14 protein-coding genes are annotated in these 18853 nt (G+C 55.5%); 6 read left to right on the forward strand and 8 right to left on the reverse strand.

The genetic code is table 11. The features are described from left to right. Nucleotides 1-12 precede the first annotated feature (12 nt). The 3 genes from FFI90_RS06615 to FFI90_RS06625 are packed head-to-tail and all read right to left on the reverse strand — an operon-like array spanning nucleotide 13 to nucleotide 3000. The gene (locus tag FFI90_RS06615) at nucleotides 13-1200 is read right to left on the reverse strand and encodes an MFS transporter (protein ID WP_144777068.1); all 1188 of its coding nucleotides are present in this window, start codon (nucleotides 1198-1200) and stop codon (nucleotides 13-15) included. 3 nt (nucleotides 1201-1203) lie between these two features. After that, the gene (locus FFI90_RS06620; RefSeq protein WP_144777069.1) at nucleotides 1204-2031 is read right to left on the reverse strand and encodes a CheR family methyltransferase; all 828 of its coding nucleotides are present in this window, start codon (nucleotides 2029-2031) and stop codon (nucleotides 1204-1206) included. A 39-nt stretch (nucleotides 2032-2070) separates the two neighbouring features. Continuing rightward, nucleotides 2071-3000, reverse strand: a complete 930-nt coding sequence (locus FFI90_RS06625) for a chemotaxis protein CheV (protein ID WP_144777070.1) — start codon at nucleotides 2998-3000, stop codon at nucleotides 2071-2073. Between the two features lie 188 nt (nucleotides 3001-3188). Between FFI90_RS06625 and flgA the strand changes: the two genes are divergently transcribed. From flgA to FFI90_RS06640, 3 genes are all read left to right on the forward strand, one after another. Continuing rightward, complete coding sequence (flgA, locus tag FFI90_RS06630) at nucleotides 3189-3890, forward strand: flagellar basal body P-ring formation chaperone FlgA (protein WP_144777071.1); 702 nt, start codon at nucleotides 3189-3191, stop codon at nucleotides 3888-3890. 206 nt (nucleotides 3891-4096) lie between these two features. After that, on the forward strand, nucleotides 4097-4417 hold the full coding sequence (flgM, locus tag FFI90_RS06635; RefSeq protein ID WP_144777072.1) for a flagellar biosynthesis anti-sigma factor FlgM: 321 nt from the start codon (nucleotides 4097-4099) through the stop codon (nucleotides 4415-4417). Nucleotides 4418-4424: 7 nt separating this feature from the next. Further along, entirely contained in the window at nucleotides 4425-4895 is a 471-nt protein-coding gene (locus FFI90_RS06640; protein ID WP_144777073.1) for a flagella synthesis protein FlgN, read from the forward strand. Here FFI90_RS06640 and FFI90_RS06645 read toward each other — a convergent pair whose 3' ends face one another. Continuing rightward, nucleotides 4896-5639, reverse strand: a complete 744-nt coding sequence (locus tag FFI90_RS06645) for a cyclic di-GMP-binding domain-containing protein, MshE-related (RefSeq protein WP_144777074.1) — start codon at nucleotides 5637-5639, stop codon at nucleotides 4896-4898. A 217-nt stretch (nucleotides 5640-5856) separates the two neighbouring features. Between FFI90_RS06645 and FFI90_RS06650 the strand changes: the two genes are divergently transcribed. From FFI90_RS06650 to FFI90_RS06660, 3 genes are all read left to right on the forward strand, one after another. After that, on the forward strand, nucleotides 5857-6504 hold the full coding sequence (locus FFI90_RS06650; RefSeq protein ID WP_144777075.1) for a peptidylprolyl isomerase: 648 nt from the start codon (nucleotides 5857-5859) through the stop codon (nucleotides 6502-6504). A gap of 2 nt (nucleotides 6505-6506) precedes the next feature. Next, nucleotides 6507-8438: a bifunctional tRNA (5-methylaminomethyl-2-thiouridine)(34)-methyltransferase MnmC2/FAD-dependent 5-carboxymethylaminomethyl-2-thiouridine(34) oxidoreductase MnmC1 gene (gene mnmC, locus FFI90_RS06655; protein ID WP_144777076.1), complete on the forward strand. Its 1932-nt coding sequence runs from the start codon at nucleotides 6507-6509 to the stop codon at nucleotides 8436-8438. Between the two features lie 75 nt (nucleotides 8439-8513). Next, a complete protein-coding gene (locus FFI90_RS06660) occupies nucleotides 8514-9146 on the forward strand; it encodes a CBS domain-containing protein (RefSeq protein WP_144777077.1) in 633 nt (210 codons plus the stop codon). A gap of 16 nt (nucleotides 9147-9162) precedes the next feature. Here FFI90_RS06660 and FFI90_RS06665 read toward each other — a convergent pair whose 3' ends face one another. From FFI90_RS06665 to smc, 4 genes are all read right to left on the reverse strand, one after another. After that, entirely contained in the window at nucleotides 9163-11874 is a 2712-nt protein-coding gene (locus FFI90_RS06665) for a Calx-beta domain-containing protein (protein WP_144777078.1), read from the reverse strand. A gap of 191 nt (nucleotides 11875-12065) precedes the next feature. Continuing rightward, the gene (ligA, locus tag FFI90_RS06670; RefSeq protein ID WP_144777079.1) at nucleotides 12066-14096 is read right to left on the reverse strand and encodes an NAD-dependent DNA ligase LigA; all 2031 of its coding nucleotides are present in this window, start codon (nucleotides 14094-14096) and stop codon (nucleotides 12066-12068) included. Between the two features lie 77 nt (nucleotides 14097-14173). After that, a complete protein-coding gene (zipA, locus tag FFI90_RS06675) occupies nucleotides 14174-15205 on the reverse strand; it encodes a cell division protein ZipA (RefSeq protein WP_144777080.1) in 1032 nt (343 codons plus the stop codon). A gap of 147 nt (nucleotides 15206-15352) precedes the next feature. After that, a complete protein-coding gene (smc, locus tag FFI90_RS06680; RefSeq protein WP_144777081.1) occupies nucleotides 15353-18853 on the reverse strand; it encodes a chromosome segregation protein SMC in 3501 nt (1166 codons plus the stop codon).

Here is an 18853-nt window from a genome sequence, read left to right on the forward strand (position 1 = left end):
AGGCCCCCGGGATCATAGGGATTCACCAGCTTTGGCCTCTCGCCGGGTTAACCAAAGCATCATAAACACAGCATGAATAACAAGAAACGGCACCGCAATCATTACCAGAGAGGACCAGCCAAGCCAGGAGAGAATAACGCCAGCCGACAAGGCGGCCGTTGCCTGCGAGCCAAATACGAAAATGTCGTTCAGGCCCTGAACCCGGAAACGCTCGGCATCTGTGTAGCCACGGGGCAACAGTGTCGTGCCGCCCACAAACAGGAAGTTCCAGCCAACTCCCAGCAATAGCAATGCCGAGAGATAATGGTGAAAACTGACACCACTGGCCGCCAGCACAACACACCCCAAATACGCCAGCAGTCCGGCTGCCATCATCAGCGGAATGCCTACAACCCGTGTCAGCCAACCACTGATGAGCGACGGGAGATACATTGCCATAATGTGTAGCTGTATAACCCGTTTGGCGGCATCCAGATCATGCCCGGCAATTTCAGTCATGCTCAGTGGCGTCGCGGTCATGATAAAACTCATCACCGCATAGCCAATCGCTGCCGCACTGATAGCGGCCCAAACCAGAGGGTTGGCGAGTATTTCCCCTAACGGCCTACCACCGCCAGCATGGGTTTCCCTTACCCGCTCAGCCCGGCCCCGGTAACCTATGGCGATTATCACCAGCGCCGCGAGCTGGACAGCCGCCAGGCCAAGCCAGCTTGTAAGAAAAGGATAATTTGCTTCGATACCACTGCCAAACGCGGCGATTTCAGGCCCGAGCCATGCGGCTACGAGCCCCCCGAGTAACACTCGTGCAGCAGCTGATCCCGCCATGTTGTCTGGCACAGACTCCATAGCCGCAAAGCGGTACTGATGAACCACCGCAAGCCCAGTGCCGCCCACCGCGGCAGCGAGGCAAAGTAACGGAAACAATCCAAGCCAGGAAGCCAGGGCACCAAACCCTCCCGCGATCATGCCCATGCATGTACCCAGGAGCATCACCCGCTTGCGCCCAAACCTTTCCATCAGCCAGGTCGCAGGTTTGATAGTGAGAACCGTACCTAAAACAACCAACCCCACCGGCAAGGTGGCGTATTCCGGGGCCGACGCGAGAAGGCGTCCCTGAATGCTTCCGATAAACACGATAAACGGCGCGGTGCACATAGCCAGCGCCTGGGCGGCCACCAAAACCCATACGTTAAAGGGCATTGCTCATTTCTTCCTGTAAATGATTCCCGGCTGGCACTGCACCATCTCGTAAAGGTTCGGCAAGCCGTTAAGGGATTCCGAGGCGCCCAGTATCAGGTAGCCGCCAGGATTCAAGGTGGCATGTATGCGGGTCAGAATGTCTTTTTTAAGGTCTGCAGAGAAGTAGATCAGCACGTTGCGGCACATCACTATGTCAAACTTGCCCAGCATGTAGCGCTCGAGCAAGTTCAGCTCCTTGAACTCAACCATGCTTTTAATCTGTGGGCGGATCTGCCAGCCCCCGCTCGCAGAAGGTGTGAAAAACTGTTTCTGCCGCTCCGGGGATAGCCCGCGACCAATGGCGATCATCTCGTATTCACCGCGCCGCGCCACTTCGAGCACGCTTTTTGATATATCCGTGGCGGTAATTTTTACATCTCGCAGTTTTCCGGGTTTCTGGCGTCTGAACTCGTCAACGGTCATGCCCGCAGAGTAAGGCTCCTGTCCGGTAGAACAGGCAGCAGACCAGATTCTCAAGGGAGCGACAGAAGACCGTGCGGCAAACTCCGGAAGCAGTTTGTCCTGCAGGATACGGAACGGATGATTGTCCCGGAACCAGAGTGTTTCATTGGTGGTCATAGCATCTATAACCACTTCCTTGAGGCTGGCACGGCCCGGCTTTTTCAGGCGTTCAAGCAATTCCCCAAGGGAATTCAGGCCATTCTCTTCAAGAATCCGCCGCAACCGGCTTTTAACAAGGTACTGCTTGTTTTCGCCCAACAAAATACCACATGCATCCTGCAGGAACGTTTTGAAGGCTTCATATTCCTGTGGCGTTATTTCCGCTTTCATTGGTTCTCGGTTCTGAATGAATTTCCGGCCAATAATAGATCAGCCTTTATCAACAATTTCCATGATTCGCTCCGCGAGCTCATCGGGACTGAACTTTGCCATAAAATCATCCGCTCCCACCTTCTGAACCATAGCCTTGTTGAACACACCGCTCAATGATGTGTGAAGCATAACAAACAGATCGCTGAGTGCAGGATCACTTTTAACCCTCGTGACCAGGGTATAGCCGTCCATTTCGGGCATTTCCACGTCGGAAATTATCAGTGAAAGGTGGTCCTTTGCTTTTGAACCGTCCTCCGTGATTTCTTGCAGGTATTGAAGGGCCTGTTTGCCGTCATTCCGGGTTACGACTTGCATGCCAATCGCGATGAGGCAGCGCTCAATCTGTCGGCGCGCTACTGAGGAGTCATCAACAACCAAAACTGGCAGATGCCCTGGAGCCCGTGCAGCGCTCCGGCTGCGGAGTTCCTCGGTGACATCTTCCCGGAGCGGAGAAACCTCCGAAAGAATCTTCTCGACATCGATGATTTCTGCCAGTTTGTCATCAATTTTTGTAACCGCCGTAAGATAGATGTCCTTACCAGTACCCTTGGGAGGAGGGAGAATATCTTCCCAGTTCATGTTCATGATCCGGTCTACGGCGGTTACCAGAAACCCCTGGGTTTTGCGGTTGTACTCGGTAATGATCACAAAGCTGTTTGGCAGCTCTTCCTGAGGAATTCCCGGCAAGCCGATGGCCATACCCAGGTCGATGACCGGAATGGTCTCACCACGGGTGTGCGCCACACCGCGAACAACTGCGCGGCTGTTCGGTATGGAGGACAGCTTGGGACACTGGAGCACTTCCTTAACTTTGAACACGTTGATGCCGTATATCTGGCGCCCACGCAAGCGAAAAAGAAGAAGCTCAAGGCGATTCTGTCCGACCAGCTGAGTACGCTGGTTAACACTGTCCAATACCCCTGCCATTACAGTCTCCCCTGGCCGATCGTATGCGCCGGCATGCATTTTGCTGTTCTTTAATGTGAGTTGCCTGGACGACAGAATAATGTCACCCACATGCGGACAAGCCAGTTTAACGGCCGGAACACCGCAACCATTAGGCGTTTACACCAAATTTCGCCGTATTACTGACAGCATAGGACAAACCACGCCATATGCGCACCACGCTTTTAGTCTCGCTCTTGTTTATGTCGGCCTTGGCCAACTCAGTTCTGGCGGAAACGACTGCAAACGAAATTCGCAAGGCGACAACATCGTTCCTGGCTGCCTTTGCCCGCGAACAGGCCAGTGCAGGATATCAGGTCACATTTGAGACCGGCCGTATTGATAGCAGGCTATCCCTCGCACCTTGCTCGGCACCTCTTGCGGTTGAGTTTTCCGGTGACCCCTGGAAAAGTGAGCACCCCTCCGTGCAAGTGGCCTGCAGCGGCGAACGGCCATGGCGCATGTTCGTCACAACCACGGTTTCTGTCAGCGGCCCTGCGCTTGTCGCAGCACGGCCTTTTGGCCGTGGCGAGAGAATAACCCAAGGCATGCTTGAGACTCGCACTGTCTTGGTGAATGCCAGTCGGCGAGGAATAATAACCGATTCCGCCCTTGTAGAGGGTATGGTTGTGCGCAGGCCGATTAACGCCGGCTCTACCCTGACAGCGGATCTCCTTGAAGCACCAGACGCCGTCTCAAGGGGCGACCATGTTATTATCTCCGCCCGCAGCGGGTCCTTTTCGGTTCGCTCCCGCGGCAAAGCTCTGGCTAATGCGTCCGTTGGCGAGCAGGTTCTGGTAGAAAACCTTGCCTCGTCGCGAACCGTCAAAGCCAACGTTATTGCCCCCGGGCACGTCGAGGTGCCGATGTAAATGGCTCGGAACTGACTGGCAGATCCTTTCCGCCGGCAAAAAACTGCCACCGGACGACCACTGCCCCAGAGCCAATTAAAACTGTGACGAAATGTTAACAAAAAGTGTATTTTTGCCCCTAAAGTAATCCGGCACTATGCCGATAAGCGGATACAAACCCGAGTCAGCCCACGTCTGTGTGGCTCAACTGTAAAGCAGGTAATGATATGTCAGTTGACTTAAATGGAATTGGCCAAGGCCAGGTCAACACCCAGAGAACAACGGCCGACAAGCCCGCAAACAGCCAGAATGCAGGGCAAACTGCCCCCGAGCAGGCCAAGGCACAGGGTGCGCGCGGCGAAAACGTAAACCTGAGTAGCCAGGCCAGGAATCTCAAGCAGCTTGAACAGAAGCTGGGCGATTATCCTGAGATGGATGACGAGCGGATCGAAGAAATTCGTGCAGCGCTCGCAGATGGTACTTATAAAGTTGATGCAGAAAAGCTGGCCCAAAAGATGCTTGATATGGATAAAAGCATATTCGGGTGATTAAATCATGGCTGCAATTGACGATCTGAAAAACCTTCTGTCCCAGGATATCCGCCAGCTCGAAACCTTGGTGGAAATCTTGCGACAGGAAAAGTCCTGCCTTTCCAATTCCGATTCCAAAGCGCTTGAAACACTGACTCGGCAAAAGAACGCCGCTCTCGAAGAGATTCGTATGCGTGCGAAGCAGAAAATACGCCTGCTGGTTGCGATGGGCTTTCGGCCAGACAGCGGCGAACCTTCCCGCTTCATCCGCAGTGCTGGCCTCAATGATCTCTATGCCCTCTGGCACGAAGCCGATACAAAGCTTCGGGAGTGCCACCTTCTTAATGAAGACAACGGGCGAATTATCAACCACCTGCAGAAACGCCTGACCCGGCTTACCGACATTCTCCGGGGCGCTTCCAACCAACAGAAGCTTTACGGCGCAAAAGGTCAGCAAACCACCGTATCAAGCCGTACGGTTCTTGCCAGCGCCTGATCAGCGAGTGTAGATCGTCATTCTGGAATCAGGGTGGAAGCGAATGTCCTGGATACTTACGTTACCCATGGCAGGACTGCCCCCACCGCTGACCCGGATATTGTCCAGGCGAATTTCCTCAATACGCTCTGGTAGAGCCATAGTCACCCCGCCGCTTTCACTTACAACGTACCGAGGTTCTCCTTCGCGGTAATGTACGCCGGAAATCGAAAAATCTGAATCCAGAACATTGAGCACGGGGAAGAACACGTTTGACGTGAGCTTCAAGCCTTCAATGACATCAGGCTCCGTCGGGCCGCCTCCAGCTTCGGAATCGCCGCGTTCAGCCATACCTGCAACGAGACCAATGCGATCCAGCAACGAGTTATCGCCCTGCCCGACAACCCCAGACAACTCGTCTTCCGTCAGTGGCGACATCCCAGCTGCGCTGAAAAGCTCCCCGGCTTCTGCCGCTTGAGCGGCATTCGCATTATTACTCGCAGCAAAAGTGACCAATGGCTGAAAAGGCAGAGTTGCCATGGTGACCATTGCCGCTGCACCGCGATAGCGGGATTGGTGTTTCAGTACCCGACCGAGCTCTCGGTCTGTTATCCAGCCAGCCGTAATGAACACTTCACCCAGGCGTTGACCGCTTTCACGCTGCAGCCTGAGGCCTTCCTCAACCTGGTCCTCAGACAAGTAACCACGATTGACCAGCAATCGGCCAAGCCGGGACTTTTCCTCAAACCCTTTACGGAATCTCACTAAGCATCTCCCTTTTCTCACAGTGATTACCGTACAACCCGGCCCGGTGAGCTAATTCCTGCGCAAGCAGTGCCAAAAAGATTAGCTGATGGCCGTCAATTTCGCGCAGACGCGCTTCCCGAACCATGAAATAAATCTGTTAAGATCGGGACACGTTCGAATTCAATTGATTATTGCAGGAATTCTGCCTGCCGCTAACCGACAGAGAGCCCCGGTAATGACAAATTTGGCAAAACCCGCGAGTAATGTGATGCATGTCCTGATTATGGTCCTTGGCCTCTCCCTTTTGCCCCTCCAGGCTCATGCACAGACCGATACCAGTAGCGTAAAAGCCGGGGGAACCGAAGAAACGTCTGAAAAGCCGAATAACGAGCTGCCGAAGGTGCGGATTCTTACCAGCGAGGGCGCCATTGAACTGCAGCTACGCCCTGATGTGGCTCCCGAGACGGTGGCGAACTTTCTGCAATACGCCCGCGATGGTTTTTTTGACGGTACAATCTTCCACCGGGTTATCCCGGGCTTCATGATTCAGGGGGGCGGGTTTACCAGCAATATGGCACGCAAGGAAACCCGTGCGCCCGTCAAGAATGAAGCGACTTCAACCCTTCCCAACCTGCGTGGCACCGTTGCCATGGCGCGGACCAATGCCCCGGACTCTGCAACGTCCCAGTTTTTCATTAACGTAGCAAAGAACGATTTCCTCAACGCTGGCGTGCGGGGCGCAGGTTATGCGGTCTTTGCAAAAGTAACCGCAGGTATGGGCGTGGTTGACACCATTGCTGGCGTAAACACAGCTCGTGTTCGGGGCATGGCTGACGTGCCGGTAAATCCAGTGGTGATCGAAAGCGTTACCCTGCTGGAATAACGGTGCGTGCTCCTTTCCCTGCCAGCCCGCCAGCTGTTGAGCCCGCGGAGCTGGTCTGGCACGACGGCATACCCGAGTCCAAGCTGTTCGGAGTCGCCTATTTCAGCCCCCAACATGGGCTGGATGAATCCCGCCGCGTGTTTATCGCACAGAACGATCTGGAAGCCCGTTTTGCCGCAGTTCCCGAGGCCGGATCCTTCGTGGTTGCGGCAAGCGGGTTCGGCACAGGCCTGAACTTCCTTGCCACCTGGCTAGCCTGGGAATCTTCTGGACCATCCCATGCAGCGACACTCCATTTCATCGCCATTGAACGTTTCCCGCTAACCCTTCAGGATCTCGAAAGAGCCCTTTCGTGCTGGCCGGAGCTTGGTGACCTAGCGGGTGAGCTGATTGCGAGTTACCCATCATTGGTGCAGGGTGCCCATCGCCTTGTTCTGGCCGGTGGCCGGGTTCGCCTTACTCTTTTTTTTGGCCACGCAAACGATGCTCTGGACACGCTTTATTTTCAGGCCGACGCATGGTTTCTGGATGATTTTACACCTGCGGTTAATCCGGAAATGTGGCAAGGAAAAACCATCGCCAGAGTCCGCCAGCACTGCAAACCCGGCACCACGGTGGCCGCGCTCACCTCCGAGGATGCGGTACGGCGCACACTGGAGTGCTTGGGCTTCCATATGCAGGAGTGTGATGGCCCTCGGCCTGATCAAACTGTGCAGCGCGGAGTTTACCGACCGGATATTACACCGCTCACCCCACCTGAAACCGCTGAGAAATCAGTCAGATCCGTTGCTATCATTGGCGCAGGTATCGCGGGCTGCCTGCTCGCAAACAATCTTGCACGAAGAGGTTGCGTCGTTACGCTGATCGATTCCGCAGAGCAGGCTGGCTCAGCTGCATCCGGCAATCTTCAAGGCGCCATGTACGTGAAACTTGGCGTGGAATTTAACCATCAGACGGAGCTTGCCCTCTCTGCCCTGATGTTTAGTCAGCGCTACTACGACTCATACCGCGATAAGCTTTGGCATCCTACCGGCCTGCTGCAACTGGCCTGGAGTGACAGTGAACAGGATCGTCAACGCCGGTTTATCGAGCGCAACCATTACCCTGAAGACCTTTTACGTCCGGTCACCAGACAGGAAGCCGAAACACTCACCGGAGCTCGCCTTGAGAGCGGCGGATTATGGTTTCCCGGCAGCGGCTGGCTAGAGCCTGGCAAGCTGTGTAAATCACTTGCCCTGCATCCAGGGGTTCATAAAATTCTGGGGCGTTCAATAGAGCAAATGACGCTCTCTGATGGCCAATGGTATCTTTCCACAATAGGCTCGGATACCCCTGACATTCAGGCAGATTGCGTTGTGATCTGTGCAGGACATCTGAGCCCACAACTCATTCCCGGCTCGGGCAGGCTTCGCTTCAAGGCGATTCGCGGGCAAGTAACTCACATGCCTGAGACGCTGACAACCAGCCCTGCTGCAGTGATCTGTGGGGCCCGCTACCTGAACCCCGCCTATGGTCCTCAAGGCCAAAAGCTGGCCGTTGTGGGCGCAACGTTTGATCTTCGCAACGATAACCCTCACCCCACGACGGAGAGCCACCGCGAGAATATCCGCGCGCTTTCAGCCATGGTGCCACAAATGCTATCAGCGAATCTGGAAACCAGTGATGTGTCGGAGCAGCTTGCGGGGCGTGTCGGATTTCGCTGTACAACCCACGACTACCAGCCAGCGGCAGGGCCATTAATCGGTGCAGAAGGGCTAGCGCAGGAGGGCCTTTATCTTTTAACCGGCCTCGGCAGTAAAGGCCTCACCTATGCCCCCCTGCTAGCGGAATTTGTTGCAGACGAGATAATGGGGCAACCCTCCGCTCTGCCAGTGACTTTGGCCAGAAGGTTGGCGACCGGTCGCATGCACCAGCCAGAGGTGGCGGCTTCGTAACGAATTACCGCTAATGATCCGCGCCCTGGTGCCGATACACTGTTTGACAGGCGTGTTCTTCAGAGGGTAAGACAAGTGTCCATTTTTGTCAGCGAGCCAGGCCGTCCCCTAGGGACAAGATTGCCCGAAGTGTTCCGGGGTCGACGCGTGGGTGATGTTAGCGAGCTGACCGAGAGCCAGCCGACAGATCCCGGCCGCGGTGAGGCCACGGACGCCGAATTTCAGTTAGCAGCTCAATCGGGCCGGCATCGCGCTCTGGAGGAGTACGGCGCGGCCGCTGCAGGCGAACGCAAAGACCAACGGCCCTATCTGCCTGTCTCCTCGATATGCTCCCCGGCACTTTACTCGATACCCGCCACGGCAACGGTGGCCGAGGCAATCACCATGATGGACGAACACGGCGCCAATCACCTTGTGGTTACCGCAGACACAAACGTTGCCGGTCTGGTAGCGCAGCAATGGCTGCTGGCATGGCTCCACGAACATCAAACCAACGCCATGAGCCAGACCCTGACTCATATCGAGCTACCGGCCTTTCTGACAGCCTCTCCTGAAACCGATGCCCACCAACTTGCCAGGCTGATGCTGGCACATCAGCTCAATGCCGCTTTGGTTGTAGACACTCAGGGTGAGCCTGTAGGTGTCGTAACCAGCACGGACTACCTGCGCCTATATGCCAGTGTCGGTGGGCAACATGGCAGCGTTTAAAACTTTAGCTAGAATCCTAAGGAGTCAGTAGCTCACCCTCAGGGCTGATCAGCAGCACCTTCCAGCCTGTTCCCTCGCGTGTCAAAGCCACAATTTCGTCGTCCCGATAATTGGCCAGCCCCGTAGCTTCTGAATCAACAGAGTTTATCTGGAAACGCCACTCGTTTCGGAACACAGTGGTTTCCTCATCTGGCTCGGCTTCGGGCGTCATAGACACTCGAGCGACGATAGCAGAACGAATACCACTGGTTCCCGCAGAGCCAGTGAAGTCGCCATTGGTAACGCCAGCAGCGACCAGATCACCGGCAAAGCTGGTTAATGCAGCAAACTGCTCTTCGGAAGTATCTCCCTCGTCATTCAGATTAAACGCCCTTACAACCTCGCCACCGATGGTGTACCCAAGCACGAAACCACTTGCGCTGGAGTCGGGTTGAGTGGTCAGGCTCAGGTTATCTTCCTCATCTTGCTCAACGGTGTACTCATTGCTGCCATTGCCAAGCAACCATAGGGTACTTCCGATCACCACGCCGCTTGTAATCTGTTCATCCGCGTCTGTGCCTCGTTGGTTTACCGTGAGGTTGCCGTCTCCTGATGCCGTGGTATAAAAATGGAGATCCTCACCCCCCAGTGAAGGCTCACCGTTCACAGCCCCGCGAGCGGATCCGAACAGTAACGGACTGGTGCCGTCAGCACTTGCTCCAGCTACATGATCATCTGCGGCCGCACCGGCCTGCCGGGTCCACGCCAGCGCCGGAGTGAAGCCGTTTCCATCCGCCAATGAATCGATCCGCTGCAGATAACTGTCGAAGCCTCCAGCCGCTGTTTGCCCTGGCCACACACCATCAGTCTCGCCGGCAAGCACAACGTAGCCCCTTGCAGCATTTATGCCCGCCCAGCGAACCAGATCGTCTCCAGTGGTACCGGTTCGAGTCGTCCAGGTTTCCACGTACTCGCCGCCATTAATTGATTCGTCGTACCAGTACAATGTGCTGACAACATCTATACCGCCCTGCTCTGTGGTGCCATCCACCGGCCTGTCTGTGCTGTAGGCCACCAGAAGCTCGAAGCGGTCACTCTTGATGTTGTCCTTTGTCACCTGGCGCTTAACCACGCTGATAACCGGCTCTGGTGCCAACAATTGATCTCCGGGAGCGGATACCTCAAGTAATTGAAGCAAGCCACCTTTCTGGCTGAATAAAAGGACTTTTACCCGGTCGCTATCCATACTGTCGTATCCGGCCACAAACATGATGCCGGCATGTCCCACCGCTACATCCGTAGCCACGAAGCTGTTTCCCACACCAAAAACCAGGGGTGATACAAGCTCATTAATACTGACCCGAAGTGTTTCATCTTCCGCCGCCCGGGCATAATTCTCACGCCCAACCTGAAAGCCCTCGTCCAGACCCAGCAAGATAAAACGATCATCCAGATCGGGATTGGAATAGGTGCTAGAGTCGGCCACAGTGATTGAGAATTCGACCGTATCTACCCCATCCGGAAATACAAGCTCATCTCCTGGCAGGCTCGTGCTGAACTCGGTGCCAAGTCGGGCAGTGGAATCCTCCGAATGACTCAGCTTGGCTCGAACTATCCCCTCACGCTCTCCGAACAGGCGCGCCACATATCCCCGGGAGTCGCCAACATTCAGCGTGTCTCGTATGCCACTGGCCATGGTTTCAAGACGCACCCTCGGCTCGTTGTCATCAATCACCAGCGTGGTACGAACACCGTCATTGGTCTCACCCAGCCCGGCGAGGCCAGAGCGTACTTCCGTAAGATCGAGTTGCAATGCTTCAGAGGGTTCGGGAAAGCTGTCATCCACGACCTCCAGGCGGATATAACATTCGGTAATCCCAGGCTCGAATGTGAGAACCCCACTGGTATACACCCCCGCGTTATCCGCTTCATAGGTCAGGTAGGAAGGGCTTTCCAATAGCGCATCACTGCCACTGCCCAAGGTAACGATATCCAGCCCGGGAATGGCATCACCGGCGTTGGCCTTGCTGTGATCACAGCGTTGATGCGGGGCAGTATTACCAGGATCGCAGCGGGAAGCGTCGTAACTCGATGTCAGTTCGAACGCAACCGCCACGCGGGTTACTGAAGGCCGATCCAACAGTACTTTTACGAAAACCGCGCGGGTAGGCAACGTTAGATCGCGAGTACCGGAAACAGCGCCGTTTGCATCATAGGTATTGACGGTAAAGCTGTGTTCACCGGGCGTTTCCAGAACGGGCAACTCGCAACGTTCTCGGAGGGTATCCGGAATAGTCGGAGAGACACCTTCGGTAAACGTATCAGTTTCCAGGGACAGGGCGTTATATTTGACCTCTATATCGAACGGCTGGGCGCCAGCCATTTGGCCGTCTGTGCTCACCAGATTAATATCGGTCAGTTTGCCAAGATCAGCATCGCCCCGGGCGCCGCCGCTGAGGCCTGGTACACCCCGCATGATGACACCTTGCCGCGCTTTGTTGCTGGTATCTTCAAGAGCCAGCCACGACGGCGCATTCGTCAAGGTATAGTCGAGAATATCCTCCCCGCCGTAAGCACCAAAGTTGTAGTAGTACTCCACACCCAGATAGGCAGTCGCCGGTGGTATACCCAGAATCGTCGGCTGATCCGGATCTTTCTCGGTTTTACAGCCGGAAGCGGAAAAAGCAAACAGCAGGACAACAGCCACCTGCAAGGCGATAACAGTGCGAGGAAACAACTCGGCGCGCATGAAAAAATCCGTTTCAGAACGTTGTTGTTATGGCAGTGCGTGCACGTTGATAAAAACCAGTGACTTACACACCGTTACAGAACAACGCCATGTTAGCCAGTTTCGGAAACGGGGTATCTGCGCGAGTTCTCAGATTCATCTGCTGCCGCCGCAGTGCGGGTAGTGTTCCCCGCAAACTGTGACTCCAGTACTTAAAGCAGGTCATGCTCCTTCAACATATCCAGTAACGCCTGCTCGTCCATCACCCGCACGCCAAGCTGTTCAGCCTTGGCGAGCTTGGATCCGGCGGCTTCACCTGCCACTACACAGGTCGTTTTCTTCGAAACACTGCCAGCGACTTTCGCCCCCAGCGTTTCCAGCTTTTCCCGGACCTCATCACGGGTCAATTGCGACAAGGTGCCTGTCAGCACCCAGGTCTGGCCCTGAAGCGGCTTTGCGCCGGCCGTAATCTCCTCTTCCTGCCACCTGACGCCGGCTTCACGAAGGGCGTCGAGTGTTTCCCGGTTATGGACCTGTTCAAAGAAGCTGCGAATATGACCGGCGACAATCGGTCCCACATCCGGTACCGCAATCAGCGCTTCCTCATCCGCCTCTGCCACCGCTTCAAGCGTACCGAAATGCGACGCTAATGACTTCGCCGTGGCCTCACCCACTTCCCGGATACCCAATGCGTAAAGAAAGCGCCAAAGCACTGGCTCACGGGCGCGATCAATAGCTGTTACCAGATTACTGGCAGATTTTTCACCCATGCGCTCCAGTCGGGTAAGATCCGCAGTGGTCAAGAGGTAGATATCCGCAACGGTTTTCACCATGCCCTGATCAACCAGGATATCAATCCATTTGTCCCCCAGGCCTTCAATGTCCAGCGCCTTTCTGGACGCATAATGCCGAATTGCCTCCTTTCTCTGAGCAGGGCAAAACAGACCGCCAGTGCAACGGGCGATGGCTTCGCCTTCAATCTGGATAACATCTGAATCGCAGACCGGGCATTGTTTGGGGAGCTCAACAGATTCAGCGTTTGCCGGGCGTTTTTCCAGAACCACCTTCACAACTTTTGGAATAACATCACCGGCCCTGCGAATAAATACCGTATCGCCGATACGAACGTCCAGGCGGCGGATCTCGTCCATGTTATGAAGTGTGGCGTTGCTTACCGTCACACCACCGACAAAAACCGGCTTAAGGCGCGCAACCGGTGTAACCGCTCCGGTACGACCCACCTGAAACTCCACATCCTCAATAACCGTCAGTTCTTCCTGTGCGGGAAATTTGTGGGCAATAGCCCAGCGCGGCGCCCGGGACACAAACCCCAGAGTTTCCTGGTAGTCCAGCCGGTTGACCTTGAACACGATGCCATCTATCTCATAGGGCAAAGCATCCCGCTTCTGCATCAACTCTTCGTAAGCCTCAAGGCATTCAGCGGCTCCCAGGGCTTTGCGCATCTCCGGATTGATCCGGAACCCCCAGCGCTGCACTTGCTGAAGGCTTTCCCACTGCGTATCCGGCAACAGGCTTTCGTCTGTGACCGCAACACTGTAGGCGCACATTTCCAGAGGTCGTCGCGCGGTGACCGTGGACTTTTTCTGGCGCAAGCTGCCAGCTGCGGCGTTCCGTGGGTTTACGAATGTTTTCTCACCCTGATCTGTCAGCCGGCTGTTCAATGCTTCAAAGCCAGCCCGTGGCATATACACCTCGCCCCGGACTTCCACCAGATCCGGAACGTCGTTGCCTCTCAACCGCAGCGGTACAGATGGAATGGTGCGAATGTTTGCCGTGATGTCCTCCCCGGCGTAACCGTCGCCCCGGGTCGCAGCCCGCGTAAGTGAGCCTTGCTCGTAATGCAGGCTCACAGCAAGCCCGTCCAGCTTCGGCTCACAGACGTATTCAACTTCGCCATCGGTGCCAAGCCTTTCCCTCACCCGACGATCAAAATCGCGGAGTTCGTCCTCACTGAATGCATTATCCAGCGACAGCATCGGCAACCGGTGAACCACTTCCTCAAAGCTGGTTTCTGCACTGCTGCCCACGCGCCGGGTCGGAGAGTCGTCCGATGCCAATTCGGGATATTCGGTCTCCAGCTTCTGCAGCTCCCGGAACAGACGGTCATACTCCGCATCAGGGATACCCGGATCGTCCAGCACGTAATACCGATAATTGTGCTCATCAAGGGCAGATCGCAGCTCCTCTACCAGTTTGATCGTTTCCGGTGACGCCTTACTCATAGATTCGTGCTCTTGGCTGTCAAAAAAATGCCCGGACTACTCCGGGCATTGTAATTTCAGTTCTGATCCCGGCCGGCTCAGTGGCGAGGCGAGCGCTGTTTGCGTTCAAATTCGCGAATACGCTGCCGGCAGTGTTCTATCGTTTGGGCCGTCATTACGCTACGGCGCTCGTCTTTTAATTCACCGCCCAGATTGCGAACAACACACTGAGCAGTTTCAAGCATGAATTCAAAGGCCTGCAATGCATTAGTTGGCCCTGGCATACTCATAAAAAAGCTGATACCCGGTGTCGTCATGGCAGCTACGTCATTGGGCCTGAAGGTGCCTGGCTCAACCGCGTTCGCCACGCTGAATTGCACAGGGCTGATGGTGTCCTCGGCTTCATGGCGGTGGTATATCTTCATGTCGCCATGCACCAGGCCGCAAGCTTCAAACAGCTTTTGCAGTGCGCTCCCGCTAAAATCCTCTCCCTGACGGGCGAGCACATTGATCACGATAACCTCACGGGCTTCCGGGCGGTTGGCACCTGCCAGAGGTTGCTCCGGGCCGGTGCCCACAGGATCACGGCGCGCCGTATCTTGTTCTACGTCAGTCGTGCTTGCAGAAGACTCATTTCTGGTGTCCTCCGATGAAGGTTGTTCTGGCGGAGACAACTCATCATCTTCAGCCCCCCAGCCCGTATCACCGGTCAGATCTTCTGGCTCCACGGAGGAGAAACCAGACTCTCCCACGCCGCTATCGACTGCGTCCCTTCCCGGGCCCTGAGCGTCACCTTCAAGTGAATCGTCGGGCAAGTTTGCATCTTCCCACAGAGCTTCACGAACGGGCCGTGTCGGCTTTTGTTTCGGAGCACGGGAACGTGACGGTTTTTCACGCCTTACGTAGCCACGCTCCTCCAGAGTATCTTTCGAAATTGTCCTCGCCCCACCGTTCGGGAGCTCAGGATTATGATGTTCATCCAGAGGAGAATCTTTCAGGTCATCGGCGCCCATACCGGAAGAAATCGCAATAGACTCCTTGCGGGCGCGGCGCATGCGCCTTAAACCATCAATAACAATGCCGATGATGACCAGGGTACCGATGGCAATTAACCATTCCCTAAGTGACATAGTGCTGCTGTCCTGTTTGCAGATCAGATCCGGAAGCGAATAAAGGGCTCCGGTTGCTACTCTAAAAAAACCACGAAGTGAATACAACGCAAAGCCGCATCACATGGCCTTTTTGTCATGCTTGGCGGTTTTCTGGTCAGTCTGATTTCAGGCCTCTGCCAGAGCAGCGGCCTCTTCGACATCCACAGAAACCAGACGCGAACACCCAGGCTCGTGCATGGTAACGCCCATAAGCTGATCTGCCATTTCCATAGCAATCTTGTTATGGGTTATGTAGATAAATTGTACCTGTTTTGACATTTCCTTGACCAGATTGGCGTAGCGACCGACGTTGGCGTCATCAAGAGGCGCATCAACCTCATCCAGCATACAGAACGGCGCCGGGTTGAGCTGGAAAATAGAGAACACCAGCGCAATGGCCGTTAGCGCCTTTTCACCACCGGAAAGCAGGTGGATCGTACTGTTCTTCTTGCCTGGCGGCCTGGCCATGATCGTCACGCCGGTTTCCAGAAGATCCTCGCCCGTCAGTTCGAGATAGGCATTGCCGCCGCCAAATACTTTCGGGAACAGTGCCTGTAAGCCTTCGTTTATCTGATCGAAAGTTTCCTTGAAGCGCTGACGGGTTTCGCGATCGATTTTGCGGATTGCGGTATCAAGAATCTCCAGCGCTTCCATCAGATCCTCGTGCTGGCTATCGAGATAGGTTTTACGCTCACTCTGAACCTGATACTCATCAATCGCCGCGAGGTTAATCGCACCAAGGCGCTGGATACGGCTCCCGATTCTTTCAAGCTCCGCTGACCACTCGTCCGGATTCGAATCCTCAGGCAACTGTGAGAGTATGTCTTGCAACTTCACATCCAGCTCTTCAAGCTGCTCAATATGGTTGCCCGAGCGGATCTCGAGCGCCTGGGACTCCATTTTCAGTTTTTCCAGCTTTGAGCGGACGTCCTGAATCCGGTGATCTGTGCCGCTTCTGCCCTGCTCTTTTTCCCGTACCTCGCGATCAATTTCTTCCAGCGCATCACGGGCTGCGTGCAGCTTTTCTTCTTCCGCTAACCGGCGATCCAGCAGTCCTTCAAGCTGCATCTGCAGATCTTCCACGGGCTCTTCCGCACTTTCCCGGGATTCTCTGAGCATTTCCAGGCGCTCTTCCAGCCGTTCCTTCTGCAGCTGCATGCGGTCGATCGTCTGCCTCAGTCCATCGCGCTGGCTGCTGAGTGACTGCAGCTGCAGTTGCAATTGATGCGCGTGATCGCGGTCGTGGCGAGCTTCCTGACGCAAACCATCGAGCTTCTCTCTGAGCATGTCGCGCTGCTCGAGCAGTCGCTCTTTTTCATCATCCCCGTCTTCGGTCAGCACCAGTGCCTGCTGCCATTCTTCACGAGCGATGCCAAGGTTCTCCTGCTGTTCTTCCAGATTCAGCGCTACGTCTGCAACATCCTCCTGAATCCGTTCGAGCCGGGCATCAATCTGTTCGGCGCGGGCGCGGAGCCCACTGATTCGCGAGACAACCTGGCCAAGCTCGCGATCATTGTCGCTCAGTCGGGCCTGGGCATCATCTCTCTCGGTCTCTGCCCTGTCTGTTCGTTCCTGCAAGGCTTCATAACGAGCCCTTACCTCCTCCAGAGACTGTTCCGCCCGGGCCAGCTGCTGCGTCAGATCATCTACTTTTTTCTGTCGTTCGATAACGCCGATCTGGCCGGCGTCGGAATCGGGCATCAGAACCCAATCGCGGGCAACCCACACACCCTCACGAGTGATGATGCTGTGGCCTTCTGCAAGCTCAGTTCTCTGTGACAGGGCCTCAGAGAGGGCTTCCGCAGTTCCGACCCCCGCCAGTATGGCGTTAACAGAAGCCATCCCTTCAACCTTGGCTGCCAACCCGTGAGCCGGCGTTGAAGCGCTGCCCCCAAAACCAGACTGAATAACGGCCAGACCCTTTGGTGCGCCGTGCAAAGCCTGAGTCAGCTGATCAATGTCCGGCAACAACAATCCCTGGCTGAAGCGTCCGATAACCTGTTCCAGCGCGAACTCCCAACCATCGTCTATGCGAAGCTTGCCGGCAACCCGGGGTAGATCACCCAAGCCATGTTCCGCCAGCCATGCCTGCAACCCGTCATCCTGCCCACCCATCTGCTCGTCGAGCAAAGACTGCTGCGAATCCAGAGCCGCCTGCAGGGTTTGAACCCGTTGGCGGGCGTCAGCCAGGCTCTGTTCAGTATCACGCTGGTTATGACGAGCATCCTGTAGCTCATCGTGCACGGCTTCAATGCGTTCAGCGGCTTCCTCACGCTGCAACTCCAGTGTCTCTTGCTGTTCCTGCAAAGCCTCAAGCTCCGCTCGATCAACCTGACCATCCAGCTGGGCTTGTTCATCGTGAAGCTTGCGCTGGCGAGCCAGCAACTGATCTATAGCCTGTTCCAGGGAACGGATGCGGGATTGAGCGAGCTCCGCTTCGCGGCGGGCATCTGCAGAACGTGAGCTGAACTCTTCCCAGCGCTGCTGCCATTCGGTCATGGCGTCTTCCGCTTGCTGAAGCTTCTCACCGGACTCTTCCGAACGGATGGCCAGCGCCTCCTGTTCAGGCTCAATCATATCGAGCTCTTCATGAATTCCGGCCAGCTTTTCTTCGTCCTGGTTCAGTTCGCGGGCGAGCTCTCGCTGGTTAGCCATGGCCTGATCCAGCTCCGCAGCGGTTTGCCGGCTGCGTTCACGCTGATGTTCAAGGCTCTGTTCGATGCGGGCAATATCGGCCCCCGCCTCATAATAGCGGGCCTGGGCACGGTTAAAGTGTTCGGTGCGTTCGTGGTGACCATCCCGGAGAGACTCGAGGGATGTTTCCAGGCTAATACGCTGTGTCAGCTGCTTTTCAAGTTCCAGCTCGGTGTCGCGGATTTTTTCGCGCCAACTTTGCAAGTCGTTGTCCAGTGCCTGCCACCGCAAAACGGTCAGCTCGGCTTTTTTCTGGCGCTCGTCATGTTTATAGGCTTTGTATTTCTCAGCAGCCGCGGCCTGCCGCTCCAGGTGCTGCAGCTGACGCCCGAGTTCTTCGCGGAGATCGGTCAGGCGCTCGAGATTTTCCTGAGTGCGACGCATCCGGTTTTCAGTTTCCCGGCGACGTTCTTTGTATTTCGATATACCGGCCGCTTCTTCAATATACGTTCGCAGCTCCTCCGGCTTGGCTTCAATCAGCCTAGAAATCATGCCCTGTTCGATAATGGCGTAGCTTCGAGGCCCGAGACCGGTGCCCAGAAACAGATCGGTAATATCCCTGCGGCGGCATTTCGCACCGTTGAGAAAATACTCAGACTGCCCCTCTCGGGAAACCCGGCGGCGCACTGAAATTTCGTTGAAACGGACAAATTCTCCGGGAGCGGAACCGTCGCTGTTATCGAAGACAAGCTCGATGGATGCCTGCCCCACTGGCTTGCGAGCGCTGGAGCCGTTGAAAATAACGTCGGTCATGGATTCGCCCCGCAAATACTTGGCAGAGCTCTCTCCCATCACCCAACGGACAGCGTCGATGATATTGGATTTACCGCAGCCATTGGGGCCAACCACTGCCGTCAGATTCGTAGGGAACGGAACCGTAGTGGGGTCTACAAATGACTTGAAGCCGGCAAGCTTGATAGACTTCAGGCGCAT

The sequence above is a fragment of the Marinobacter maritimus genome, assembly GCF_007671675.1.
Taxonomy (GTDB): domain Bacteria; phylum Pseudomonadota; class Gammaproteobacteria; order Pseudomonadales; family Oleiphilaceae; genus Marinobacter; species Marinobacter maritimus.

What these genes read in the sequence shown, in the direction of transcription:
- FFI90_RS06615 (WP_144777068.1), bottom strand. Translation starts at nt 1,200, where the DNA reads ATGCCCTTTAACGTATGGGTTTTGGTGGCCGCCCAGGCGCTGGCTATG.
- FFI90_RS06620 (WP_144777069.1), bottom strand. Translation starts at nt 2,031, where the DNA reads ATGAAAGCGGAAATAACGCCACAGGAATATGAAGCCTTCAAAACGTTC.
- FFI90_RS06625 (WP_144777070.1), bottom strand. Translation starts at nt 3,000, where the DNA reads ATGGCAGGGGTATTGGACAGTGTTAACCAGCGTACTCAGCTGGTCGGA.
- flgA (WP_144777071.1), top strand. Translation starts at nt 3,189, where the DNA reads ATGCGCACCACGCTTTTAGTCTCGCTCTTGTTTATGTCGGCCTTGGCC.
- flgM (WP_144777072.1), top strand. Translation starts at nt 4,097, where the DNA reads ATGTCAGTTGACTTAAATGGAATTGGCCAAGGCCAGGTCAACACCCAG.
- FFI90_RS06640 (WP_144777073.1), top strand. Translation starts at nt 4,425, where the DNA reads ATGGCTGCAATTGACGATCTGAAAAACCTTCTGTCCCAGGATATCCGC.
- FFI90_RS06650 (WP_144777075.1), top strand. Translation starts at nt 5,857, where the DNA reads ATGACAAATTTGGCAAAACCCGCGAGTAATGTGATGCATGTCCTGATT.
- FFI90_RS06665 (WP_144777078.1), bottom strand. Translation starts at nt 11,874, where the DNA reads ATGCGCGCCGAGTTGTTTCCTCGCACTGTTATCGCCTTGCAGGTGGCT.
- ligA (WP_144777079.1), bottom strand. Translation starts at nt 14,096, where the DNA reads ATGAGTAAGGCGTCACCGGAAACGATCAAACTGGTAGAGGAGCTGCGA.
- zipA (WP_144777080.1), bottom strand. Translation starts at nt 15,205, where the DNA reads ATGTCACTTAGGGAATGGTTAATTGCCATCGGTACCCTGGTCATCATC.
- smc (WP_144777081.1), bottom strand. Translation starts at nt 18,853, where the DNA reads ATGCGCCTGAAGTCTATCAAGCTTGCCGGCTTCAAGTCATTTGTAGAC.